The organism is Streptomyces sp. NPDC093801 (genome assembly GCF_040701585.1).
Lineage (GTDB): Bacteria > Actinomycetota > Actinomycetes > Streptomycetales > Streptomycetaceae > Streptomyces.
Map to the genome: position 1 here is coordinate 99,024 of NZ_JBFBDP010000002.1, position 23,396 is coordinate 122,419.

A 23,396-nucleotide genomic window follows, 5' to 3' on the forward strand; every position below is an offset into this window, starting at 1 on the left:
CCGGGGTTGCGCAGGTGGGACGCTGTGGCGGTTTCGTGACACGCCCCCGCCGGCGTGCGGCCGGCGCGTCCCGGGAGAAGGGGCCGGGCCCCGGTCTCAGCCGCCCCCTCCCCCTCCGTCCCCGGCCACGCCCAGCCCCGCGTCCCGGGCGCGCGCGACGGCCTCGGCCCGGGTGGCGACGTCGAGCTTCTCGAAGATGTGGGTGATGTGGTTGCGCACCGTCTTCTCCGCGAGGACCAGCTCGCGCGAGATCCGGCGGTTGTCGTAGCCCCGGGCGACCAGGTCCAGCACCTCCACCTCGCGGGCGGTCAGCGCGGGGAGGACCCGCTCCGCTTCGCGCCGCGGCCCGCCGGTGACCAGGGCGGCGATCCGCGCGGCCACGTCGGGGCCGAAGACCGCGCCCCCGGCCGCCACCGTGCGCACCGCGTGCAGGACCTCCTCCCGGCCGGCCCCCTTGACCAGGTAGCCGCGCGCGCCCGCGTGCAGGGCGGCCAGGAGGGTGCCGTCGTCGTCCGCCATGGTCAGCACCAGCACCTGCAGCTCGGGGTGCTCCCCGGCGAGCCGCCGGGTGGCCTCGATGCCCGAGCCGTCCGGCAGGGACAGGTCCATCACCACCACCTGCGGCCGGCCCGCGGCCACCGCGGCGGGCAGCTCGGAGAGGGTCTGCGCCTCGCCCACCACGCGGATGTCGTCGGCGCTCTCCAGCGCCGCCCTCAGCCCCTCGCGAAACAGCGGGTGGTCCTCGACGATCACCACGCGGACCTGCGTCTTCTCGGACAGCATGCACCCCACTATGGGTGATCGGCACCCGGATCCCGGGGAAGGCCCGCCAGGGCGGCCCAGCGCGGGGGCCGTTTCCGGACTCCGTGTTCCGGCCACCCGGCACATGTGGCCCATCCGGCGATCTTGTAGGGAAAAGGTGTCATTGAGCCAGGGAACCCGTCCGATCATCACCATGCAGGGCAGAACAACAGCCCCGCACGTCACAGCTGTTGACTGGGGCAACATCTGAGTCCAGAAGCCGAGACGAACTGTGCGGTAATCCAACCGGAGCCGTGCTTTGCGGCTAGGTTCTGAACGTCGCCGCCGCACCCGGGACACGGGGTCCGAGCGGGGAATCGCGGCGACAGGGACGTGACCACTCCCATGACAACAGCAACCCGGACCAGCGCCTTCCGCGTTGACCCCTACACCCCGCACTGCCAGGTCATCGCCGGTGAGGGCGACCACGCCGTCATCGGCATCTCGCCCGGCAACTCCTACTTCTCCGCCCAGCGCGTGCACGCGCTCGCCGAATGGGCCCTGGACAACTTCCGGCAGGCCGATCTCATCTACACCGACCTGCACGTGGCCGAAATGTATGTGGCCATGGGCTATCCGGAGGACGAGGCCCGTCGAAAAACAGTCAAGAACCTCCGGGGCGTACGCGCCAAGGTGACCAACGCCGTGGCCGATATCGACCCGTCCGGCACCCGCCTGCGCGGCAGGCCGATGTCCTCGCTCCAGGGCATCCCCGCGTACGACCGCATGCACGCGGACCTGCTGGAACGGCTCGGCACCGACCCGGCGTTCGCCCAGACCGCCAACGAACTCGTCGACATCTTCCTGTCCTCGAAGGTGCTCGGCGGCCGGCAGCCCACCGCGCACCAGCGCAAGGTCTGCCTCGACTACGTGTGCGCCGAGGCGCCCCTGTTCCTCGACACCCCCGCGATCCTGGGCGTCCCCTCCTCGCTGAACTGCTACCACCAGGCGCTGCCGATGGCGGACCTGCTCTACTCGCGCGGCGCCGGACTGCGGGCCTCCCGCAACCAGGGCCACGCCGTCGTCACCCCCGCCACCGAAGGAGAACAGCTGTGACCACCCACGCGGAGCCGATCCTCGACTTCCCGTTCACGTGGGACGGCACCCACCTGCCCGCCCAGATCGGCGAACTCGCCCCCGTGGTGAAGGTGCGCACCATCGCCGGGGCCGAGGCCTGGCTGGTCTCCTCGTACGAGCTCGTCAAGCAGGTCCTCGAGGACGACCGGTTCAGCCTCAAGAACACCTCCGACCCCGGGGTGCCGCGCCAGTACGCGCTGACGATCCCGCCCGAGGTCGTCAACAACATGGGCAACATCACCGGAGCCGGCCTGCGCAAGGCCGTCATGAAGGCGATCAACCCCAAGGCCCCCGGGCTCCAGGAGTGGATGGAGGACCACGCCGCCGAGCTCGTCGGGCGGATGGTCCGGCACGGCGCCCCCGTCGACATCCGCTCCATGTTCACCGACCCCTTCTCGGAGGCGATGCACTGCCAGATCCTCGGCATCCCGCACGAGGCGGCCCCGCTGCTGTCGGAGTCGCTGCCGATCGCCTTCATGAACAGCCCCCGCGAGATCCCGGCGGCCCGCCTGAACTGGGACCGCGACATCGCGTACATGACCGCCCGCCTCGACGACACGGAGCAGGGCCTCATCGGCGACCTCGCGAAGCTGCGCGGCACCGAGGGCTACGAGCACGTCAGCGACGAGATGTTCGCGACCGTCGGCGTCACCCTGTTCGGCGCGGGCGTCATCTCCACCGCCGGGTTCCTCGCCATGGCGCTGGTCACCCTGCTCACCCACCCGGAGGAGGCCGACCACCTGGCCGACCACCCGGAGCTGATGCCCCAGGCCGTGGACGAGCTCCTGCGGATCAACCTCTCCATCGGGGACGGCCTGCCCCGGCTGGCGATGGAGGACACGACCCTCGGCGACGTCGAGGTGAAGAAGGGCGAGCTGGTGCTCGTCCTGCCCGAGGGCGCCAACTTCGACCCGTCCGTCTTCCCGGAGCCGCACCGCCTCGACTTCACGCGGGCCAACTCCTCCGCCCACTTCTCCTTCGGCGGCGGCTCCCACTACTGCCCCGCCACCGCCCTCGGCAAGAAGCACGCGGAGATCGGCCTGCGCGCCGTCCTCGCGGCGATGCCCCGGCTGCGGCTGGCCGTCCCCGTCGAACAGCTCGTCTGGCGCACCGGCTTCATGAAGCGGCTGCCCGAGCGCCTGCCGGTGATGTGGTGACCGCCGCCCGGTCCCGCTGACGGCACGACGAGGCCCCCCACCCCGGACGCGGGGTGGGGGGCCTCGGCCGATCAGCTGCCGGCGGAGAGGTTGCCGGAGAGGACCGGGATGTTGTCCAGGATGTGCGAGAGGGACTCGTCGCCCTTGGCCTGGGTGGAGTTCTCGGTGCACTGCTGGTTCTGCGGGTTGGACAGGACGTTGACGTCCTGGACTCCGACGTTGGCCAGGATGGCGATCAGCGACTGGGCGTTGACCTTGACGGGCAGGCCGATGCAGGGCTTGTTGAGGGTGCCCTGGATGGCGCTGAGCTGGGGGCTCATGTCGCCGGCGGTCTTCTGGTTGCCGTAGATCTGCTGGGCGCCGTTGCCGTTGACGGTGTTGACCCCGTTGTCGTTGCCGATGGCCATGGCCGGGGCGGCAACGGCAGCACCCGCACCGATCGCGGCGGCGGTGGCTGCGGCGGTGACCATCATCTTCTTCAGCATGCTCGAAAGGTTCCTTGTCTGGCGGAGGACCGGCCCCGGCTGGGGAGGTCGTCCTGGTAACGGGGTACCTCCCCGCGAGGTGGCGCTAGATCACCCGATCGCCTGGCAGGAGGCCCGCCACCGGCCCGGCCCTGTTGACCGGCGTGTCCGAATGTGACGGGGAAGCGTCATTGCGGCCATGCCGCGGCCGCGGCGAGGATGGGGCCATGCCCACCGCACACCGTGTCGTCATCGCGGTCTTCCCCGATGTCGACCTCCTCGACGTCACCGGCCCCGCAGAGGTCTTCGCGCTGGCCAACCGCGAGACCGCGGGCCGGGCCGGGTACGAGGTCCGCCTCGCCGGCTCCGCCGCCGGGGCGGTGCGCACGTCGGCGGGCGTGCGGCTGCTGACCGACGTGGCGTTCGCCGACGTCGGCGCGGAGGTGGACACCCTGCTGGTGCCGGGCGCGGTCGACATGGCCGAGGACGGCCCGGTCGCCCGGATCGACGAGGAGGTCGTGGCCTGGGTGCGGGAGACCGCGCCGCACGCCCGGCGCGTGGCGTCGGTCTGCGTCGGGGCCCATCTGCTGGCCGCCGCGGGGCTGTTGGACGGGAGGACGGCCACCACCCACTGGTCGACCGCCGCCCAGCTCGCCGCGGACCACCCCGCCGTCACGGTCGACCCGGACCCGATCTTCGTCCGGACCGACCGGGGACGGCTGTGGACGGGGGCCGGGATCAGCGCCTGCCTGGACCTGGCGCTCGCCCTGGTCGCCGAGGACCTCGGTGAGCAGACCGCGCTCGCCGTGGCCCGGCAGCTGGTGATGTACCTCAAGCGGCAGGGCGGCCAGAGCCAGTTCTCCGTACCGCTCAGCCGCCCGGCCGCCGCGCGCCGGGACATCGACGAACTGCGGCTGTGGATCGCCGACCACCCCGACGCCGACCTGTCCGCTCCGGTCCTGGCCGCCCGGATGTGCCTGAGCGAACGGCACTTCGCCCGCGTCTTCACCCAGGAGACGGGCACCAGCCCCGCCGCGTACGTCGAAGCGGTCCGCATCGAACTGGCCCGGCGCCTGCTGGAGACCACCGACTGCCCGCTCGACCAGGTGGCGGCAGGCTCCGGACTCGGCTCGGCGGAGACCCTGCACCGGGCCTTCAGGCGGCAGCTCGCCACCACCCCGGCGGCCTACCGGCGCCGCTTCCGCACCCGGACGGCCTGAAGGCCCCGGCCCCGGACCCGCACCACCCCTTCCCCCGGCGGACGGCCGGGCGGAGCGCTTCGCCCTGCCCGCTGCCGCCGACCGCATCCCGATGAACGACATCCAGAGGAAAGGCATCCTGTGAGCACCACCAGCAGCACCGACACCACGAGCACCACCACCACCGCGTCCGCGACCCTGCGCAAGCTGAGCGGACTGGAATCCCGGCCGCCGCGGCTGGGCGAGTCCGCCCTGGTCATGATCGACTTCCAGAACACCTACCGCACCGGCGTCATGGCCCTGGAGGGCGCCGAGGAGGCCCTCGCGGCGGGCGCCCGCCTGCTGGCGCGCGCCCGCGCCGCCGGCACCCCCGTCGTGCACGTCGTCCACGACGGCGGCGAGGGCAGCCCGTACGACGTCCGCGAGCACATCGGCGCCATCGCCGACGAGGTCGCCCCGGCCGACGGCGAGCCCGTCGTGGTCAAGGGGTTCCCCAACGCCTTCCGCGCCACCGGGCTGGAGGAGACCCTGGCCGGACTCGGCTTCGGGGCCGGCACCGGCAAGGACCTCGTCCTGGCCGGGTTCATGACGCACATGTGCATCGCGTTCACCGCCCAGGAGGCCTTCAACCTCGGCTACCGTCCCACGGTCGTCGCCGAGGCCACCGCCACCCGCGCCCTGGCCGCCCCGGACGGCACCGTCCAGCCCGCCGCGGCCCTCCAGGCCGCCGCGCTGACGACGATCACCGACCTGTTCGGCGTCGTCGTCCCCACCGCGGCGGACCTGCGCGCCTGAGCGGGAGCTAGGCTGCCGCCGTGACCGACGCAGCGACCGGACGCCGACGCCTGATGGGCGCGGCGCTCGGCGCGGCCGCGGCGGCTGCCCTGGCCGGATGCTCCGGGCGCTCAGGCCCCGCGCCGCGGCTCCGGCTGGCGACCGGGCCGCCGGGAGGCCCGTACAACGCCTTCGGTCAGGCCCTCGCCCGGGCCGCCGCCGACGCCGGGAGCCGGCTGGAGATCGTCCCGGTGGCCACCGCCGCGAGCGTGGACAACCTGCGCCGGCTCGACGAAGGCTCCGTCGACCTCGCCCTGTCCATGGCCGACGTGGCCGAGGACGCCGCCCTGGGGCGCGAACCGTTCGTCCGCCGGGCCCCGGTGACGGCGCTGGCCCGCGTCTACGTCAACTACACCCACCTCCTGGTCCCGGCCGCCGGGCCGGTCCGCTCGGTGGCGGACCTCGCCGGACGCCCGGTCGCGGTCGGCGCCGCCGGATCGGGGGCGCAGGTGGTGGCGGCCCGCGTCCTGCGCGCCGCCGGGCTGTCCGAGGGCCCGGCGGCGGCCGGCGAACGGCAGCTGGGCCTGGCCGAGTCGGCGGCCGCTCTGCGCGCGGGCTCGGTCGACGCCGTGTTCTGGTCCGGTGGCGTGCCCACCCCGGCCCTGACGGACCTGGCCCGCGCACTGCCCCTGCGCTTCCTCGCGCTGGACGGCTTCGCGGACGCGCTGAGGCAGCGCTTCGGCCCCGTCTACACCACGGTCACCCTGCCCGCCGGGGCCTACGGACTGACCGCGCCGGTGGGCACCATCGGCGTCGGCAACTACCTCCTGGCCCGCGCGGACGTGGCCGCGGGCGCGACGGCCGGGCTGCTGCGGGTGGTCTTCGACCGCCGCGACGACCTGCTGGGCGAGGTCACGGCGGGCGTGCGGCTGGAACCCCGCTTCGCCATATCCACCGGCGCCGTGCCGCTCCACCCGGGCGCGGCCTCCTACTACCGCTCGGTGTACGGCTGACCGTCCGCCGGGGCCGGCAGCCGGAACTCGAAGGCCAGCCCCCGCGGGAGGTTCGGGGCGACGCCGAGCCGGCCCCCGCTGATCCGGGCGATCTCCTCCGCGATGGCCAGCCCCAGCCCGCTGCCGCGCACGTTCTGGTGCTCGGGGGAGCGGGCGAAACGGCGCAGCAGCAGGCCCAGTTGGTCCGCCGGAACCCCGGGGCCGTCGTCGGCGACCCGTACGACCGCCTCCCCTCCCGGAGCGCCCCACGCGCGCACCTCCACGCGGCCGCCGCCCGGGACGAACTTCACCGCGTTGTCGAGGAGCGCGTCCAGGATCCGCCCCGCCGCGTCGGGCAGGGCGCGCACCGGCAGCTCCCGCGGGAGGCCGCCCGCCGCCAGCTCCAGGCCCGCGGCCCCGAAGACCGGCGCCCAGGCCTCCACCCGGCCCCGTACCGCCCGTGCCAGGTCCTGGTCCGCGAGCTCCGCCGCCCCCGACTCCACACGGGCCAGCGACAGCAGCCCGTCCAGCAGCTCCTCCAGCCGCTCCGCCTCGTCCAGGGCCCGGGCGTGCTCGGCCAGGCCCGGGCCCGGGGCGACGTACGGTTCGACGTTCTCCAGCTGGAGGACCAGCGTGGCCAGGGGGTTGCGGAGCTGGTGGGAGGCATCGGCGACGAAGTCCCGCTGGCGGCCGAGGGAGTCGGCGACGGCCTCCGCCATCCCGTTGAAGTGCCGCCGCAGCCGCCGCAGTTCCGGCGGACCCGTGTCGGAGACGGCCCGGGCCCGCAGGCTCCCGGCCGCCAGGCGCTCCACCGCCCGGTCCAGATCGAGGACGGGCCGCATCAGCCACCGCGCGATCCCCGCCGCGACCAGGGCCGCCGCCGCGAAGGCGGCGACCGCCCCGGCGGCGATCAGCGACCAGCGGACCGCGACGTCCCGGCGGGCGGCGTCCGTGGGCACGGCCATCAGCACCGCCCCGCTGACCCGCTCGTCCCGCCCCACCGGCTCGGCGAGGACCGCGCTTCCCGGGCCCCAGGGGCGGATCGTCGGCAGCCGGTCGGTGGAGCGCCCGGTGAGGGCCCGCCGGCGGGCGTCCACCGCCCCGGACAGCGGGGTCCGCGCGGCGGGCCCCGTGCCCGCGGCCCGCGCCACCGTCGCCCCGGCCGCGTCCACCACGAGCACCGAGGCCCCGTACAGCTGTGCGTACCGGCCGATCTCGGCCGACAGCTCCGCCCGGTCGGCCTCGCCGCCCGTCCGGTCCGCGAGGTCGGCGAACCGTACGGCCTCCGAACGCCGCTGGAGCAGCAGGTGCTCGGTCCGCCCCCGCGCGTACGCGTCGGCCAGGGGCACGCAGAGCAACAGCGCGGCGGCCCCCATGAGCACCATCAGCACCGCGAGCAGCCTGCGCCTCACCGGCCCGCTTCCCGCTCCCCGAGCACGGCGGCGGCCGAGCCGAGCTGGTAGCCGAACCCGCGCACCGTGCGCACCAGGCCCGGGCGGCCCGTCTTGGCACGCACGCCCGCCACGTGCACGTCCAGCGACCGGGAGGCGGCGAGGAAGGCGTCGCCCCAGATCCGGTCCAGGATCTCCTCACGCGAGTGGACCTCCTCCGGGCGCGCGGCCAGCAAGGCCAGTACGTCGAACTCCCTGCGTGTCAGCCGGACTTCGCTCCCGGCCACCCTCACGGTCCGCCCCGCCGGGTCCACCTCGACGTCCCCGGCGCGCACGGCTCGGGCGCCGCCGTCGGCCGCCCCGCCGCCCGGACGTACTCCGTACGCCCCGGTCCGCCGGCGCACGGTGTCGATCCGGGCGATCAGTTCCGCCATCCGGAACGGCTTGACCACGTAGTCGTCGGCGCCCGCCCGCAGCCCCTGGACGACGTCGCGCTCCTCGCAGCGCGCCGTCACCACGATCAGCGGCGCGTCGCAGACCGTCCGCAGCCGCCGCAGCAGTTCGAGCCCGTCGAGGTCGGGCAGACCGAGGTCGAGCAGGACGAACTCGGCCTCGTGGACGTGCCGCAGGGCGTCCAGGGCCCGGCCCACCCGGCGGACGGTGTGCCCGCGCCGGGCGAGGGCGGTGCCCAGGGCCCGCGCCATGCGGTCGTCGTCCTCCACCAGCAGCGCGTGCACCGGCACCCTCCCCGCACCCCGGACCCCCGAACCGGCCGGCAGCCTATCGCGCCGCGCCCGCGGCGGCCGTCGCCGCAGACGACCGCGCCCCGGCCTCCTCCTCGGCGCGGCTGAGCGCCGCGTCACGGGTGTCCGGCATCAGGACGTACGTCACCAGCGAGACGAGGGCGCACCCGGACACGTACCAGAAGAACATCTTCTCGTGGCCGCCGTCCTTGAACCACAGGGCCACGTACTCCGCCGTGCCGCCGAAGAGCGCGTTGGCGACCGCGTACGGCAGCGCCACACCCAGCGCGCGGACCCGGGTGGGGAACAGCTCGGCCTTCACCGCCGCGTTGATGGAGGTGTAGCCGGTGACGATCACCAGGGCCAGCAGGGACAGGCCGAGCGCCGACCAGTACGAGGACGCCGACCCGAGCGCCGTCATGATCGGGTAGGTGCCGACCGTGCAGCCCACCGCGAAGGTGATCAGCAGCGGCCGGCGGCCGATCCGGTCGGACAGCATCCCGGCGAGGGGCTGGAGCGCGGCGAACAGCGCCAGCGCGGTGAAACTCACCAGCGTGGCCGTGGTCTTGGCCATGCCCGCACTGCCGACCAGGTACTTGGTGAGGTAGGTGGTGTACGTGTAGTACGCGACGGTGCCGCCGAGGGTGAGGGCCATGACCAGCCCGGCCTGCCGCCGGTGCTCCCACAGCGCCTTGAGGGAGCCGCGCGCGCTGTCGTCGTGCGCACCGTCCTCCTTGAAGGCGTCGGTCTCCTGGAGCCGGCGCCGCAGCCAGAACACGACGACCGCGAACACCGCCCCGAGCGCGAACGGGACCCGCCAGCCCCAGCTGCCCAGCTGCTCCTTGGTCAGTGTGTGCTGCATCGTGATCAGGATGCCCAGGCCGAGGAGCTGCCCGCAGGTCATGGACACGTACTGGAACGAGGACCCCAGCCCGCGCCGGTCGCGGGCCGAGGCCTCGGTCAGGTACGTCGCGCTGGCCGCGTACTCCCCGCCGATGCTCATCCCCTGGAGCAGCCGCGCCAGCAGCAGCACGACGGCCCCGAAGTAGCCGGCCTGGCCGTAGGTCGGGGCGACGGCGATCAGCAGGGCGGCCACCGACATCATGGTGACGGTCAGGGTGAGCGCGCTCTTGCGTCCGTGCCGGTCGGCGGCCCGCCCGAGGATCCACCCGCCGACGGGACGCATCAGGAAGCCGACGGCGAAGATGCCCGCGGTGTTCATCAGCTGGGTGGTCGGGTTGTCGCCGGGGAAGAAGGAATCGGCGAAGTAGATGGCGAAGCTGGCGTAGACGAACCAGTCGTACCACTCCACGAGGTTGCCGAGGGACCCCCCGACGAGCGCGAGACGGCGCCTGCGGCGCTCGTCCGAGGCTGACGGGCCGAGCGTGACGGCGGACGGGGGCATGGCGGCTCCAGACGGAAGTCCCTGATGGGGAGGGGTGGCGCCCCCGGATCCGGGGGAGTGCCCAGACTGGATGCGCCACCGCACCCGGACAAGGCCCGGCACCCAGATCTAACGTTCCGCTAAGAAAGCCGCACACGCCCGGGGGGTCAGTGCCCCCCGCGCCCGGGGAGGACGATCTCCTCGTCCACGGCGGCGGGTTCCTCCCTGCGGGCGAGGTGGAGCAGCTGCTCCCGGTAGCGCACCGGCGCGGTGTGCAGCAGCTCCGTCCGTCCGGCTTCCAGCGCGCTCATCCGGCGCGCGGCGGCGACGGCTTCGGCCCGGAGGTCTTCACCCCGGTGCCCCGGGACTGGCGCCGCCGCCCGGCCGTCCCCGACGGCCCGCTGCCGCGCCCAGCGGGTGCGCGGCCCGCCCGGATGGGCAAAGCTGGACGTGGTGGCAGTAGTGCCGACCGCGGAGCCGACTGGTGAGGAGGGGCTCGTGGACGCTTCAGGAGACGGGCGGCGCGCCCGCCCGGCCCGGCAGTGGGGGCGGAGGGCCGGCCTGATGTGCGCGGCCGCCGCCCTGGCGGCGGTGGCGGCGCCGGCGGCGGCGCAGGCCCCGCCGAAGGATCCGTACCCGGTGGTGGTCGTGGACTGCTCCTCGGCGGCCCAGGTGCGGCCCGAGGAGTACGTCCTGGCCTGCGGTGACGGCAACAACCGCCTGGTCGGACTCGACTGGGACAGCTGGGGCGCGAGCACGGCGACCGCCACCGGCACCGACATGGTGAACGACTGCCGTCCCTACTGCGCGGCGGGGCGATTCCGCCCCTATCCCGTGACGGTCACCCTGAGCGAGCCGCTTCCCTGGCCCGCGCATCCCGGGGTCCAGCGCTTCACCAAGATCCGGCTGCTGTACACGGACACCGCGCCGGCGCCCGTGCACAAGGACGTCACGTACAAGCTCGTGTACTGAACCGGACCGGCGGCCCGGGGTCCGGGACCCCGGGCCCCGGCTCACGCGGAGGCGTCCGCCCCCGTGCCGGGCAGCAGCTTCTCGCGGAACAGGTCGAGCACGGTGTCCAGCGCCTGCCGCGTCGGCTGACCGGGCTCGTCGACGAGGTGCTCGGTCAGGACGGAGTGCGCGGGCAGCGGGCTCTGCGGGGCGGCCGCGGCGTCCTCCAGCTCGACGGCGACGAACGCGTCGCCGAGCTCGCGGCGCAGGAACGCGAACCGGTCCCCGGGGACCAGGCGGTCTCCCTTGAAGCGCAGCCCCAGGACCTGGAGCCCCTCGCGCTCGCAGCGTCCGCGGACGACCGCCAGCTCCTGCGGGCCGATGTCGATCGAGCCCGCCCGGCCCGCCGTGCAGGGCAGGGGGAGCGAGGGCTGGGACAGCACCGGCGCGAGCATCCGCTCGTCCGTGGCCATGGCGAGGGCGAATCCGCCGGTCAGGCACATGCCGACGGCGCCCACCCCGGGCCCGCCGCAGCGCTCGTGCTCGGCTGCGGCCAGTGCCCGCAGCCACCCCACCACGCGCGAGCTGCGTCCGGTCGCCAGCAGGGTGAACTCCCGGCTCACGCACACCTGCCACATGGTCGAGGCCAGGGCGCGGGCGGTACGGGACCAGCCCGCGGTGGCGGGGTCGGCGTCGCGGCCGGGCGTGCCGAAGAGCACCGGGAGCACGGCCGTGCAGCCGGCGTCCGCCACGCGCTCGGCGAACGCCAGGACCTTGGGGGTGATGCCCGGGACCTCGGCCATGATGATCACCGCCGGGCCCGTGCCCCGGCGCAGCACCCGGCGGGTGGCGCCGTCGTGGGTGAACGTGCTCTTGGTGAAGCCGGTCAGGTCGTGGTCCGCCACGCGCCTCCCCTTCCGTCGGAAGTCCTGGACGGCCACAAGTTACCGACACGTAGAGCCGGTTGGTCAAGCGGCTCCGCGGCGGGCGGGGGCCTTCGGGCCCCCGCCCGCCGCGGAGCGGGTGCTAGCGTCCGGCGCTGCCGCTGACCAGCGGCCACTCGCGGTGCAGGGAGCCCAGCGGGATGCGGCGCTCCAGGACGGGCGTGCCGAACAGGGACAGCTGGAGGTGCAGCTGCCCGTTCAGGTCGAAGCCGCCGTACAGGGCCCAGGCGCCGCTGACGGAGGTCTTCCCGTCGGTGGACGCGGACGCCTTGGCGTCGGCCTCGCCGCGCAGGTAGGGGGCGAAGTCTGCGCCGACGCCGACGGCCCCGTACAGGCCGACGGAGGCCTCGGCGCCCAGGGCGCCCTTGACCCGCCCGGCGGCGGCGACGGTGGCCTTCACCGGGGAGCTGTTGACGGCCGAGGTGCTGACCGGCTGCCAGCCCTTGCCCGCCGCGTAGCTGCCGCCGACGCGGAAGTCGCCCTTGACGTCCTGCTGGACGTCGAGGGTGACCTGGCCGTCGGCCTCGACCTGGATGTACGTGGTCAGGTCGAGGTTGACCACGACCGGGACCGGGCCCACCTGGATGACGGGGGCGCTGTGCAGCTTGGCGAACGGGATCCGCTTGGGCGAGCCGGTGCTCGCCGCCGCGCGGCCCTTGAGGGCCCACTGCGAGGACCAGTCGCCGCTCATGCCGAGGAAGGCCGCGCTGGGGGCGGAACCGATCTTCGTGCCCGTGTACGAGAACTCGACCTGGGGGGCCAGCTGGACGAAGCCGGACACCGAGGCGCCCGCCGAGGCGGGGGCGTCCTTGGCGGTGTCGATCGCCGCGTTCACGTCGAGCCGCAGGTTGCCCAGGGGCAGCTTGGCGCCCTCGGGGCCGAAGCGGGCGCCCTCGCCCTTGGCCCAGGAGAAGGTGACCCCCTTCATCAGGGGCTCGACGACCATGGCGGAGGGGTCGACCTTGACCTTGCCGTCGGCCTTGGCCTCGCCCAGGGCGGCGGAGAGGGTCGTGGGGGCGGTCTTCACCTCGGTGCCGCGGTCGGTCTTCCCGACGACCTCGGTGACCTTCGCGAGGAGGCCGTCGGGGGCGCCGGGGGCCGGTGCGCTGGCGATGACATCGCCCACGGCGACCGGCTTGGCGGGGGCGGGGGAGTCGTTCGAGGGGGCGTTCTGGCCGCCCTTCGGGGGCTTGGGTGCCGGGGCTATGACGGCCCGCTGGCTGTTCTTGTCGTAGGAGGCGACCCGCAGCGAGGACTTCTCCGGCCGGCCCTCGCCGGTGGAGGTGCGGGCCAGCGGCGAGGGGTCGGCCGGTCCCTGGGGGGCGGCGGCCACTTCGAGGTGCTGGCTGCCGCCTGCGGCGGGGGCGCCGGGGGCGGCACCCGGGCCGGCGGAGTCGGTGTGCGCCGGCGAGGAGCAGCCGGCGGCGGCGAGCGCCAACGTGGTCAGGCCGGGAAGCAGGAGGCGTTGGGCGAACGTGCGCACGTAGGGAGAACCATTCGGTAAATGGGGGGAATTGAACGCGTTACCGAGAAGTAACGTGAGGGTTGATCATGACATGGGCGGGCCGCGTCAGTCATCTCGGGTTCCGGCCAACTCGCCTGCGCCACCTGAAGGTTGAAACTTCAAAAGCGGTGGGCGGCCGTTCCTCCGGTCATCCGGCCGCCCGCACCGGCGGGCGGGGCCGCAGGGCGGGTCCGCCCGCGTCGCGCAAGCCCGCGGTCGCTCAGGCGATGCCCACGGTGTGGGCGGCGCGGTACCCGGCGCCCTCCGCCACGGGGGCCAGCGTCATGGTGCCGGCGGCCGCCCGGTACCGGTCGTCGTGCGCGTTGGGGTTGCGCGGGGGCTTGCGCAGGGCGTACGGCTGCCGGGCGTAGACCTCCCGCAGGAACTCCTCGGGCAGGAAGAACTGCGAGGTCGTCTCGGTGCCCGCGTCGGGCCGCACCGTGAAGTGGATGTGCGGGGCCAGCCCCGCGTACCAGCCGGGCACGATGGTCCGGAACGCGCACCGCCCGGCCCCGTCGGTCACCTGGACCCCGCGCAGATAGGTCTCGCGCCCCTCCGAGTAGACCCCGGCCGCGTCGGCCTGCCAGATGTCCACGGCGGCGCCGGCGAGCGGCCGGCACCCGGCCGAGGCGCGCACCACCGTCAGCTCCAGCCGCAGCGGTACGCCCGCGCGCCCGTCGGTGACGTCCGAGCGGGTCCGGCCCGGCCCCGCGTAGTTCGGTCCCGCGCCCGCCTTCACGGCGAGCACGCAGTCGGGCGTGGCCCCGCCCGCCGGCGCCGATGCCGGTCGTGCGCAGCCCGCGGCCAGCGCGGCGAGGGAGGCGGAACCGGCCGCCAGCAGGAGGGCGCGGCGACTGCTCGGGTAGGTGCCGTCGTCGGTCATCCGAACCTCTCACGCGTGCGCCCGGGACGGCCGACCCGGACGGCCGCCCACCGGAGCCCACCGTGCCGCACCCCGCCGCCCCGCCCCGCGACCGACACGCGGCCGACCGGGCGTTGTCGGCCTCGCGCCGCACGCCCTCCGACGCGACGTCATCACGGGTGGGGGGTAACGCTGTTGCTCGTGGGTTACGCTGTTACCCATGACCACGACGCTCTACCAGGACGCCCTGCGGTCCGGCCAGGAGGCCGCGCGCACCGCGGTCCTCGACCGCGCCATCGACCTCCTGGTCACCGAAGGCATCCCCGCGCTGACGATCCGCCGGATCGCCACGGAGATCGGCACCTCGACGAAGGTGCTGTACACGATGTTCGGCGGCAAGGAGGGCCTGATCGACGCGCTGTACCAGGAGGGGTTCGCCCGGCTGCGCCGCGCACAGGAACGCGTGCCCGGCTCGCCCGATCCGCTGACGCACCTCGGCGACCTCGGGACCGCCTACCGGGCCCACGCACTGGCCGAACCGGCCTACTACCGCATCATGTTCGAGCAGGCCGTCCCCGGCTATCGCCCGGGCTCCGCGTCCCTGGCCGTCGCCGAGGAGGCCTTCGGCGTCTCCGCCGCCGCCGTCGGAGCCTGCATCGACGCCGGGGTCTTCCGCCCCGGCGACGCCCGCGAGATCTCGAAGCTCCTGTGGGCCGCCGCCCACGGGGCCGTGAGCCTGGAGCTCGGCGGCCACTTCCCGCCGGACACGGCGGCCCGCCGCTACGAGGCGCTGATGACCGCCGTCGCCGGGGCGTACCTGGCCCGGCCCGCCACCACCACGGACGAGGGACACCCCGCATGACGAAGCCCAGGACCCCCGTCAACCGCTACCTGTCGGGGAACTTCGCCCCCGTCACCGAGGAGGTCACCGCCCACGACCTCCCCGTCACCGGCCGGATCCCGGCAGAGCTCAGCGGCCGCTATCTGCGCACGGGCCCCAACCCGCTGGGCGTGGAGGATCCCGCCGCGCACCTGTGGACCCTGGGCGAGGGCATGGTGCACGGCGTCCGCATCCGCGACGGCCGCGCCGAGTGGTACCGCAACCGCTGGGTCCGCTCCGCCTCCGTCGCGGACCGGCTCGGGGAGCCGCGGCGCGGCGCACCCGTCGACGAGCGGACCGACTTCGCGCCGAACGTCCAGGTCGCCGGCCTGGCGGGGCGCACGTTCGTCCTGATCGAAGGGGGATTACGGCCGTACGAGCTCGACTACGACCTGGACACGATCGGCCCCTGCGACCTCGGCGCGACCCCGGAGGGCTTCAACGCCAACGCCCACTCCGTGTTCGACCCGCGCACCCGCGAACTGCACTCCCTCGCCTTCCGGTACGGCTCCGACCACGTCCAGCACATCGTGACGGACGACACCGGCACCGTGCGGCGCGCCACGACCATCCCGGCGCCCGGCAGCCCCTACATGCACGACTTCGCGCTCACCGACCACCACGTCGTCCTCTACGACGGCCCCGTCGTCTTCAGCGCGGCCCACCTCTCCACCGGGGTGCCCTTCGTCTGGGACCGCGCCCGTCCGGCGCGCGTGGGCGTCATGCCCCGCGCCGGCGGCGAGGTGCGCTGGTTCGACGTGGCGCCGAGCCTGGTCGGCCACACCCTCAACGCCTACGAGAGCGGCACGGACCTCGTCGTCGACCTCGTCCGCCACCCCGAGGGCTTCGACATCCGCGACGTCGGCACCAGCCGCCCCGCGCTGCACCGCTGGACCGTCGACCTCCTCGCCGGCAGGGTCCGCGAGGAGTGCCTCGACGACCGCATCCAGGAGTTCCCGCGCGTCAACGCCGCCTTCACCGGCCGCCCGTACCGTTACGGCTACGCCGCGGCGGTCGAACTGTACGCCCGGCCCGCCGGCCCCGGTGACCCGCGCCCGGCCGAGGGGTTCAGCAACGCCCTCCTCAAACACGACCTGGTGCGCGGGACCACCGAGGCCCACGAGTTCGGCCGGTTCGCGGCGGTCGGCGAAGCCGTGTTCGTCCCCGCCGGACCCTCCACCGCGTCGTCGGCCGCCGCGCCCCCGGCCGAGGAGGACGACGGCTACCTCATGGCCTACGTGCACGACCCCGACCGGGGCGCGGCGGACCTGGTGATCCTCTCCGCCCAGGACTTCACCGGCCGCCCCCTGGCCCGCGTCCACCTGCCCGTCCGGGTGCCCCTCGGCCTCCACGGCAACTGGATCCCGGACCTCTGACACCGGCGCTCAGCGGTAGTAGCCCTCCACCACCGCCCGCACCTCGTCGAACAGGGCGGGGCCGTCCTGAGGGACGGGCGGCCGGCCGCCGGCCGGTCTGATGTCCAGCAGCTGTGCGCCCGACAGGGCGAAGACCACCCGTCGCAGGCCGGCCTGCCGGATGACCGCCCCGCACATCGTGCAGGGTTCGCAGCTGGTGTACATCGTGGTGCGGGCCGCCGCCGCCGGGTCCAGTTCCCGCGCCGCCCACCGCGCCAGCTTGAGCTCGGGGTGGGCGGTGATGTCGCGGCCGGTCAGCGTCGTGTTGCGCTCCTCGGCCAGCACCGTCCCGTCCGGTGCCGCCAGCAGCGATCCGAACGGCGGGTCGCCGGCCGCCCGGGCCTCGGCCGCGAGGGCGACCGCCCGCAGGAGGAGGGTGCGGTCGTCGGGGGTGGTGGTCACGGCTGCTCCGTCGTGAGGGGGCGGGAAAGGTCGAGGTGTGCGGCGACGGCGGCGAGGTCCCGCCAGGCCGCCTGCGGACGCTGCGTCTCGCGCGGGTCTCCGCCGTAGGGGTCGAGGACGACGGACTCGGCGCCCAGCAGGCGGAGTTGTTCGACGTCGTCCACGACCTGGTCGATCGTGCCCTCGCCGGCCAGGCGCCGGGGCCCCTCCACGGGCGTGCCGGTGAGCTTCAGGGCGATGCGCGGGGCCAGTGCGGGCACGGGGCCGCCGAGTTCGTCCGCGTACGCCCGCAGCCGGTCCGCGGCCCCGCGCAGCCACGGCAGGGTGACGCGCAGCGGATGCCAGGCGTCCCCGAGGCGCACGGCCCGCCGCATGCCCGCCTCGCTGTTGCCGCCGACCCACACCGGGATGCTCCGCCGGCCGTAGGAGGCGGTGTCCGCCCAGGCCGCCCGGACGTCCCGCAGGTGTGCGTCGGTGAGCCGGCCGCGCCGCTCGAACGGGACGCCCAGGGCGGCGAACTCCTCCCGCGCCCAGCCCACCCCCACGCCGAGGACCAGCCGGCCGCCGCTGAGGTCGTCCAGGTTGGCCGCCATCCGCGCGGTCAGCAGCGGGTGACGGTACGGGGCCACGAGGACCGTCGTGCCGAGCCGCACCCGGCTGGTGATCCCGGCCAGCCAGGACAAGGTGGTGAACGGCTCGTAGAAGGGCGCCGGATAGCGTTCGGCGACATCGGGCGTGACGGCGACGTGGTCCGAGACCATCAGCAGGTCGAAGCCCAGGCCCTCCACCGTGTGGGCCCAGCCGCGCAGTACGCCCGGGTCGGTGCCCGGGCCGAAATTGAGGATGTTGACTCCGATCTTCACGCCGCCGAGCCTAGTCAGCCGGTACCGGCCCCCAGAAGGGATTCCCGCCGGTCCGGAGGGCGTTCGCCCGTGGATCGGCCGGTAATCTGGGCCGATGACCGAGAGTCTTGATCCGACCGACTGGGCGATCCTGGAGGAGCTCCAGCGCGACGGCCGGATCCCTTTCACCGAACTGGCGCGCCGCGTCAACCTGAGCGCGTCGGCGACCACCGAGCGGGTCCGCCGGCTGGAGGCGCTCCGGGTGATCACCGGGTACCGGGCGGAGGTCGACCTCGAACGCACCGGGCACGCCGTGCTCGCGGTGGTCCGGCTGAAGTACCCCGGCACCCGGCACGAGCCGCTGCGCCGGCTGCTCGCGGAACGCCCCGAGATCCTGGAGTGCCTGCGCACCACCGGGGACGACTGCTACGTCCTGCGCGTGACGGCCACGTCGATGGGCCACCTCGAGGAGATCGTCGACGCGCTCGCCCAGTTCGGGAGCACGACCACCAACCTCGTCTTCAGCCGGACCCTGCCGCTGCGCGGCCCGCGCGAGCCCCGGCCGGCGGCGGGCGGCCGGCGCCGCTGAGGGGTGGCACGCCCGTGCCCGGCGCCCAGTTTCGGACGCCGGGCACGGTACGGGGGGTTCAGCCCTCGTGGGAGGAGGTGATCTCCCGGCGCAGGCCCTCCAGGATGCGGGCCGCCTCCGGGAGCCCGCTCCGGTCGCAGCGGGCCGCGCCCGCCGCGAGGCGGGCGGCGGCGGCCCCGGTACGGCCCAGGCCGTTGTGCTCGATCAGCGCCGCGACGCGCACGGCCTCCGCACGGGCCTCCTCGCCCTGCTCCCCGCCCCCTTCGTGCGCGGCCACCGACGCCTCGGCCTCGGCCAGCGCCTCCGGGAAGCGTCCGGCGTCCGCGAGGACGAGGGCGCGCCGGTAGCGGATGCTGCCGGCCTCGAACCAGGGGGTGAACTCCTCGGCGTCCTGCGCGGTCGCCGCGCACACGGCGTCGGCCTCCGCGAGGTGGGCGAGCGAGGCCTCCACGCCCTCCGCACCCCGGGCCGCCTGGTTGAGGCGGGCGAACTCGCGCATCATCTGCGTGATCACCGAGGGGTTGGGGGCCTGCGCGTGCGTGGCGAGGGCCCGGGCGTACGCCGCCCGGGCGGCCTCCGGGCGGTCGGCCGTCGCGAGCGCGACCGCCGCCTCCGAGGCCACCGAGGTGAGCACCGCCCGGCCCTCCCCGCCCCAGGACGCGGCGGAGTCGGCCAGCCGCAGGAACTCCTCGGCGGCCGCCAGGTGTTCGTCCAGCTCCCGCAGCCCCCGGGCCAGGCTCAGCCGCCCCTGTGCGAGCAGGCGCGGATCGACGGAGCCGGCGGTCCCGTCGGCGGCCACCGACTCCAGGACGGCGACGGCCTCCGCCGCCCGGCCGGCGCCCCGGAGCAGGTCCGCCAGCTGGAGCCGGACGTCGGCCGCCTGGTCGTGGTCGCCGTCCCGGTCGAAGCGGTCCGCGGCCTCGGAGAGGTGCCGCACGGCGCCGGCGGTGTCGCCGGTGTGCGTCGCCGCGTGGCCGAGCATCGCGTGGGCGGGCGCCAGCGGGAAGCCCGGGTCGTCGTGGCGGACCGTGAGGGCGATCGCCTGGTGCAGCAGCTCGGCGGCCTCCTCGTGCCGTCCCCGGGCGAGCAGGACCTGCGCGAGCACCGCCCGGGGCCGGTTGCCCTTCCAGGGACGCTCCGGAGCACCGGTCGCCAGCTCCTCCAGCACGGCCCGCAGCCCCCGCTCGGCCCGCTCGGTCTCACCGAGGCGCAGGTCGAGGGTGGCGCGGAAGTCCAGCGCGTTGGCCGCCTGGTAGGGCGCGGACAGCCGCAGCGCCTCCGCGCGCAGGGCGTCGGCCGCCGCGTCGAACCGCTCCCGGGTGGCCCCGGACACCTCCGGCGCCTCGGCGATGGCCTCGTGGAAGGCGCCGTACACCCGCGCGTACAGCACCGCCAGGTACCGCCGGGCGGCGATGCTGCCCGGTCCGGTGCCGGCGACCGTGCCGTCGGCGCCGGGTACCTCGTAGGCGGCGCCGGCGTCCGTGCCCGCGGCCGCGAGTTCCCCCGCCTCCCGCACGAGCGCGTCGAGCCCGGCCCGCACCGCCTCGGGGTCCCGGGCCTCCGCGTCGGCCGCCGGCCCGTCCTCCGCGTCGGGCCGCACCGTCCAGGCGAGGACCATCGCCCGGGCCGAGAGGGCGTCCCAGACCATGCCGGCCCGCTCGAACAGGCCGGCGGCCTCCGCCATGGCCCCGAGGGCCTCGGCCTCGCGGTCCCGCACCCGCAGGGCGAACGCGTGCTGTTCGGCGAGCTCGGCCCGCAGCCGGGCCTCCGGGCCGACCCGTTCGTCGTGCACGTAGCCCTCGGCATCCGCCGCCTCGGCGATCCGCGCCCACAGCGGCGCGTCGCCCGGGTGCCCCAGGGCGTCCAGCCGCCGGGCCTCCCGCACCAGCGCGACGAAGTCGCCCGGGACCTCCCGGACCGCCCGCGCGGGGACGGCCGTCGCCGCGCGGGCCGCGGCCGCCGGGCGCACGGCGGCGACCCCGGTGCGCAGCCCCAGCGGCAGCGGCTCGTCCAGCAGCGGCGCCCGCTCCAGCCGGGCCCGCCGCCGGTCGCCGACCGCCGTCGTGCCGTTGCGCGCGTCGAAGGCGGCGGCCAGCCCCTCCGCCTCGGCGCGTACGGTGTCCAGCAGCGCGCCGGCCGTCCACTGGCGGCCCGGCGGCCCGGCGACCGGGGTGTCCGCGTGCCCGTCCGCCACCAGCCGGGCGAGCAGCACCTCGACGCCGGTCAGGAACCCGAGGCGGCTCAGCGGGGCGCCGGCCGCCTCGAACAGGGGCCGGTTCTCGGCCAGGACCTCCAGCCCCCGCCCCTCGTTGCGGGTGAGCGCGCAGAACTCCAGGTGCAGCCCCACCTCCTGCTGCGTCCCCGCCTTGCCGCGCACCGCGCGGTACCCGGTCAGGTGGTACGCCCGCGCCTCGTCGGTGCGGCCCTCGCGCACCAGCGCCAGCAGCGCCCTCGCCCGGCTCGACTGCGGCTCCTCCGAGCACGAGGAGGAGCCGGAGAGCACCGGCTCCCACAGCTCCAGTGCCGCCGCGTCCTCACCGGACGACAGCCGGAACAGCGCGTGGGTCCGCGTCTCGCAGGCCTCGCAGTCGCTGAGCTGCGTCCGCGGCCGCGTCGCCCACAGGTCGTACGCGTCGGCGACACCGCTGCCCGTGTGCGCGGCCACGTGGTAGCGCATCGCCGCCACCGGCTGCACGCCGTGCCCGTCCGCCTCGTACCGCTCCCGCATCCGCCCGGTCCAGGCCTCGATCACGGCCAGCGGGACCTCGGGCACCTGGAGCAGCGAGGTGGTCACCCACTTGAACCGCCACAGGACCTGGCCCGCCTCCCATTCGCTGAACGCGCCCGGGGCGTCCTCCCACAGCTTCAGCAGCCGGGCGAAGACCACCGGCGCCTTGCGGTGCTCGCCGGTGAACTCGTACGCCGTCATCAGCTCCATCAGCGCCGTGACCAGCACCTCGGGCTTCTCGAACGGCTCGGCCGCCTCGACCAGTTCCTCGGCGGTGATGGTCCGCTGCAGGCCGTGCGGGCGGTCGTGGTTCTCGCGCAGCGCCTCGAACACGGCCTCCGGGGTGTCCGTCATCACGAGTCCTTCCGGAAGCCGGAGCCGGACGCGGCGCTGTCGCCGCCGCGGCCCCCGGGGTGCATGGCGTGGGTGAGCAGGCCGATGAAGGCCCGGTTGAGCAGGGCGCTCTCGCTCGCCTTGAGCGGGCGGCGGCTCAGCAGCAGCGCCTGCCCGTACAGGGACTCGGCGGCGGCGACCGCGAGCCCGCGCTCCTCGATCGTGACGGCCTGGCGCACCAGCGGGTTGAGGTGGTTGAGCACCAGCTGGGCGCGCGGGGTCTCGTTGCGCAGGGATCCCAGGATGTCGGCCCACAGGCCGTCGCTGTCGGCGGCCAGCGTGGACCGGGTCCGCTCGTGCCGGGCCTCCCGGTTGTCCAGCAGCAGCGCCGGGGCCGTCACCGGCTGGAAGTCGCGCAGGACCACGTCGCAGTCCTGGGCGGCGATCACCTCCCGCGCGATGCCCAGGAACGCCGCCGCGCGGATCTCGGCGGACGGCTCCACCGCGTCCAGGTGCGCGGTGACCGTGGCCGGGTCCAGGTCCGTCACGGCCGTGCCCGGCCGGATCTCGGGCAGCCGGTGCACCAGGTCCCGGTCGTAGGTGTAGCCGCCGTTGACGACCCCGAGGCCGGCCGCGGCGGCGATCGGCGCGACCTGCCGGAACTCCTCCACGCTGCGCGTGACGAGGACCGTGGCGTGGGCCCGGGCGAACTCCTCCAGGGTGACGTTGCCGTCGGTGGTCTCGAACGGCAGCCACGGCAGCACGATGCGCAGCAGCTCGTCGTCGTACCGGGCGAGGGCCTTCACCGCGAGGTGGTGGGTGTCGATGAACCGGTGCAGCAGCGCGGGATCGCTCGCCGCGAGCCCGGTCAGCCAGTCCCGGATCCGGACGCCCAGCGCGTCCCGGACCGCCGACAGGGTGCCGTCCTCGTACAGCGCCTCGCGGGACGCGGTCGGGCGCAGGCTGGTCGTGTCGATGACGCAGCGCACGAAGAACGCCCAGTCGGGCAGCAGTTCCGTCGCCCGGTCGCTGAGCAGCATGCCCTTCAGGTGCACGCGGTGGCCCGCGCGCTGCGCCGGGCTGAGCGCCGTCGGCAGGACGTACGCGACACCGCGCAGCCCGGCCGCGGGCAGGTCGAGCTCGATGGTGTCGAGCGGCGCGAAGTCGAAGACGGTGCGGCAGTAGGCGGCCAGGGCCTCGCGGCGGGCCAGCGGGGAGCGGTGCTCCTGCTCCCACGGCGGCGGCGCGTCGATCCGGACGGTGTCCCCGCCGGGTCCGGTGACCGTGACCCGGTACGGGAGCAGGCTCCCGTAGTGCCGGGCGAGCTCGACGACCCGGGCGGGGGACGTCCACTCGGCGTTGTCGGCGCGCGGAACGAGCCGGACCGTGGTGCCGGGCTCGACGGCGGCGTCGGCCGGCAGGGTGCGCAGGGTGTACCGGCCGTCGGAGTGGCCGCGCCACTCGACGGCGGGTGCGGCGGGGTCGCCGGCGTGCCGGCTGACCACGGTGATCTCGTCCGCGACGACGAAGCAGGCGAGCAGGCCGATGCCGAACTGCCCGATGAAGTCACCGCGCGCCGCGTCGAGCCCGGCCCCGTCGAGCCCGCCGTCCGTGGTGCGCTTGGAGCTGCGGCCGATGGTGGCGAGGAAGCGGTGGACGTCGGCCTCGGTCAGGCCGATCCCGCTGTCGGTGATGGTGAGCGCGTCCCCGGTGCGGACGGTGATGGAGGCGGGGGCGGACGGGTCGGCGGCGCGGCGGGCCGTGATGGCGTCCACCGCGTTCTGCAGGAGCTCGCGCAGGTAGACGCGCGGGCTGGAGTAGAGGTGGTGGGACAGCAGGTCCACCAGACCGCGGAGGTCGACCTGGAAGGTGTGGGCGGACTCGGAGTGCGGCACCTTGGGGCATCTTTCGGTAGGCACACCGCGCCGCGGCTGCGCGCCGCGCGGTGTGCGGGGAGGGGGGAG

General features: G+C 75.0%; 22 protein-coding genes. 9 read left to right on the forward strand and 13 right to left on the reverse strand.

Going from position 1 to position 23,396, the window contains the following annotated elements; translation table 11 throughout:
- Window positions 1-96 precede the first annotated feature (96 nt).
- Window positions 97-783: a response regulator transcription factor gene (locus AB0469_RS02220; RefSeq protein ID WP_366449387.1), complete on the reverse strand. Its 687-nt coding sequence runs from the start codon at window positions 781-783 to the stop codon at window positions 97-99.
- 363 nt (window positions 784-1,146) lie between these two features.
- Between AB0469_RS02220 and AB0469_RS02225 the strand changes: the two genes are divergently transcribed.
- Both AB0469_RS02225 and AB0469_RS02230 read left to right on the forward strand, forming a co-directional pair.
- The gene (locus AB0469_RS02225) at window positions 1,147-1,857 is read left to right on the forward strand and encodes a tRNA-dependent cyclodipeptide synthase (protein WP_366449388.1); all 711 of its coding nucleotides are present in this window, start codon (window positions 1,147-1,149) and stop codon (window positions 1,855-1,857) included.
- Window positions 1,854-3,035 (forward strand): cytochrome P450, encoded by a 1,182-nt coding sequence (locus AB0469_RS02230; protein ID WP_366449389.1) that lies wholly within the window; start codon window positions 1,854-1,856, stop codon window positions 3,033-3,035. The genes AB0469_RS02225 and AB0469_RS02230 overlap by 4 nt, the downstream gene beginning before the upstream one ends.
- Before the next feature lie 71 nt (window positions 3,036-3,106).
- Here the strand turns inward: AB0469_RS02230 and AB0469_RS02235 are convergent, their stop codons facing one another.
- Window positions 3,107-3,520, reverse strand: coding sequence for a rodlin (locus AB0469_RS02235; protein ID WP_366449390.1), 414 nt, complete (start codon window positions 3,518-3,520; stop codon window positions 3,107-3,109).
- A gap of 206 nt (window positions 3,521-3,726) precedes the next feature.
- Between AB0469_RS02235 and AB0469_RS02240 the strand changes: the two genes are divergently transcribed.
- The 3 genes from AB0469_RS02240 to AB0469_RS02250 all read left to right on the forward strand — a co-directional run bounded on the left by AB0469_RS02240 (window position 3,727) and on the right by AB0469_RS02250 (window position 6,485).
- Window positions 3,727-4,719 carry a DJ-1/PfpI family protein gene (locus AB0469_RS02240; RefSeq protein WP_366449391.1) on the forward strand — a complete coding sequence of 331 codons (993 nt, stop codon included), beginning with the start codon at window positions 3,727-3,729 and terminating at the stop codon, window positions 4,717-4,719.
- Between the two features lie 120 nt (window positions 4,720-4,839).
- Window positions 4,840-5,493 carry an isochorismatase family protein gene (locus AB0469_RS02245; RefSeq protein WP_366449392.1) on the forward strand — a complete coding sequence of 218 codons (654 nt, stop codon included), beginning with the start codon at window positions 4,840-4,842 and terminating at the stop codon, window positions 5,491-5,493.
- A 20-nt stretch (window positions 5,494-5,513) separates the two neighbouring features.
- Window positions 5,514-6,485: a TAXI family TRAP transporter solute-binding subunit gene (locus AB0469_RS02250; protein ID WP_366449393.1), complete on the forward strand. Its 972-nt coding sequence runs from the start codon at window positions 5,514-5,516 to the stop codon at window positions 6,483-6,485.
- Here AB0469_RS02250 and AB0469_RS02255 read toward each other — a convergent pair.
- From AB0469_RS02255 to AB0469_RS02270, 4 genes are all read right to left on the reverse strand, one after another.
- Window positions 6,464-7,876 (reverse strand): HAMP domain-containing sensor histidine kinase, encoded by a 1,413-nt coding sequence (locus AB0469_RS02255; protein WP_366449394.1) that lies wholly within the window; start codon window positions 7,874-7,876, stop codon window positions 6,464-6,466. The genes AB0469_RS02250 and AB0469_RS02255 overlap by 22 nt on opposite strands.
- Window positions 7,873-8,592, reverse strand: coding sequence for a response regulator transcription factor (locus tag AB0469_RS02260; RefSeq protein ID WP_366449395.1), 720 nt, complete (start codon window positions 8,590-8,592; stop codon window positions 7,873-7,875). The genes AB0469_RS02255 and AB0469_RS02260 overlap by 4 nt, the downstream gene beginning before the upstream one ends.
- A gap of 43 nt (window positions 8,593-8,635) precedes the next feature.
- Window positions 8,636-10,003 carry an MFS transporter gene (locus AB0469_RS02265; protein WP_366449396.1) on the reverse strand — a complete coding sequence of 456 codons (1,368 nt, stop codon included), beginning with the start codon at window positions 10,001-10,003 and terminating at the stop codon, window positions 8,636-8,638.
- A gap of 146 nt (window positions 10,004-10,149) precedes the next feature.
- Window positions 10,150-10,293: a hypothetical protein gene (locus AB0469_RS02270; RefSeq protein ID WP_366449397.1), complete on the reverse strand. Its 144-nt coding sequence runs from the start codon at window positions 10,291-10,293 to the stop codon at window positions 10,150-10,152.
- Between the two features lie 187 nt (window positions 10,294-10,480).
- On the opposite strand from AB0469_RS02270, the gene AB0469_RS02275 reads away from it, so the two are divergent.
- Window positions 10,481-10,954, forward strand: coding sequence for a hypothetical protein (locus tag AB0469_RS02275; RefSeq protein WP_366449398.1), 474 nt, complete (start codon window positions 10,481-10,483; stop codon window positions 10,952-10,954).
- A gap of 41 nt (window positions 10,955-10,995) precedes the next feature.
- Here AB0469_RS02275 and AB0469_RS02280 read toward each other — a convergent pair whose 3' ends face one another.
- From AB0469_RS02280 to AB0469_RS02290, 3 genes are all read right to left on the reverse strand, one after another.
- Window positions 10,996-11,838, reverse strand: coding sequence for a dienelactone hydrolase family protein (locus AB0469_RS02280; protein ID WP_366449399.1), 843 nt, complete (start codon window positions 11,836-11,838; stop codon window positions 10,996-10,998).
- 121 nt (window positions 11,839-11,959) lie between these two features.
- A complete protein-coding gene (locus AB0469_RS02285; RefSeq protein WP_366449400.1) occupies window positions 11,960-13,360 on the reverse strand; it encodes a hypothetical protein in 1,401 nt (466 codons plus the stop codon).
- A gap of 241 nt (window positions 13,361-13,601) precedes the next feature.
- Window positions 13,602-14,264: an intradiol ring-cleavage dioxygenase gene (locus AB0469_RS02290; protein ID WP_366449401.1), complete on the reverse strand. Its 663-nt coding sequence runs from the start codon at window positions 14,262-14,264 to the stop codon at window positions 13,602-13,604.
- Window positions 14,265-14,463: 199 nt separating this feature from the next.
- Here AB0469_RS02290 and AB0469_RS02295 point away from each other — a divergent pair, with 199 nt between their 5' ends.
- Window positions 14,464-15,105 (forward strand): TetR/AcrR family transcriptional regulator, encoded by a 642-nt coding sequence (locus AB0469_RS02295; protein ID WP_366449402.1) that lies wholly within the window; start codon window positions 14,464-14,466, stop codon window positions 15,103-15,105.
- A complete protein-coding gene (locus AB0469_RS02300) occupies window positions 15,102-16,499 on the forward strand; it encodes a carotenoid oxygenase family protein (RefSeq protein ID WP_366449403.1) in 1,398 nt (465 codons plus the stop codon). The genes AB0469_RS02295 and AB0469_RS02300 overlap by 4 nt, the downstream gene beginning before the upstream one ends.
- A gap of 9 nt (window positions 16,500-16,508) precedes the next feature.
- Here the strand turns inward: AB0469_RS02300 and AB0469_RS02305 are convergent, their stop codons facing one another.
- A complete protein-coding gene (locus AB0469_RS02305; protein WP_366449404.1) occupies window positions 16,509-16,940 on the reverse strand; it encodes a nucleoside deaminase in 432 nt (143 codons plus the stop codon).
- Entirely contained in the window at window positions 16,937-17,803 is an 867-nt protein-coding gene (locus tag AB0469_RS02310) for an LLM class flavin-dependent oxidoreductase (protein ID WP_366449405.1), read from the reverse strand. The genes AB0469_RS02305 and AB0469_RS02310 overlap by 4 nt, the downstream gene beginning before the upstream one ends.
- Window positions 17,804-17,897: 94 nt before the next feature.
- On the opposite strand from AB0469_RS02310, the gene AB0469_RS02315 reads away from it, so the two are divergent.
- The gene (locus AB0469_RS02315; protein WP_366449406.1) at window positions 17,898-18,371 is read left to right on the forward strand and encodes an Lrp/AsnC family transcriptional regulator; all 474 of its coding nucleotides are present in this window, start codon (window positions 17,898-17,900) and stop codon (window positions 18,369-18,371) included.
- A gap of 58 nt (window positions 18,372-18,429) precedes the next feature.
- On the opposite strand, the gene AB0469_RS02320 is transcribed toward AB0469_RS02315, so the two are convergent.
- Together AB0469_RS02320 and AB0469_RS02325 are read right to left on the reverse strand one after the other, a co-directional pair.
- Window positions 18,430-21,453, reverse strand: a complete 3,024-nt coding sequence (locus AB0469_RS02320) for a hypothetical protein (RefSeq protein ID WP_366449407.1) — start codon at window positions 21,451-21,453, stop codon at window positions 18,430-18,432.
- Window positions 21,453-23,327 carry an HSP90 family protein gene (locus tag AB0469_RS02325; protein ID WP_366449408.1) on the reverse strand — a complete coding sequence of 625 codons (1,875 nt, stop codon included), beginning with the start codon at window positions 23,325-23,327 and terminating at the stop codon, window positions 21,453-21,455. The genes AB0469_RS02320 and AB0469_RS02325 overlap by 1 nt, the downstream gene beginning before the upstream one ends.
- Window positions 23,328-23,396: the final 69 nt, after the last annotated feature.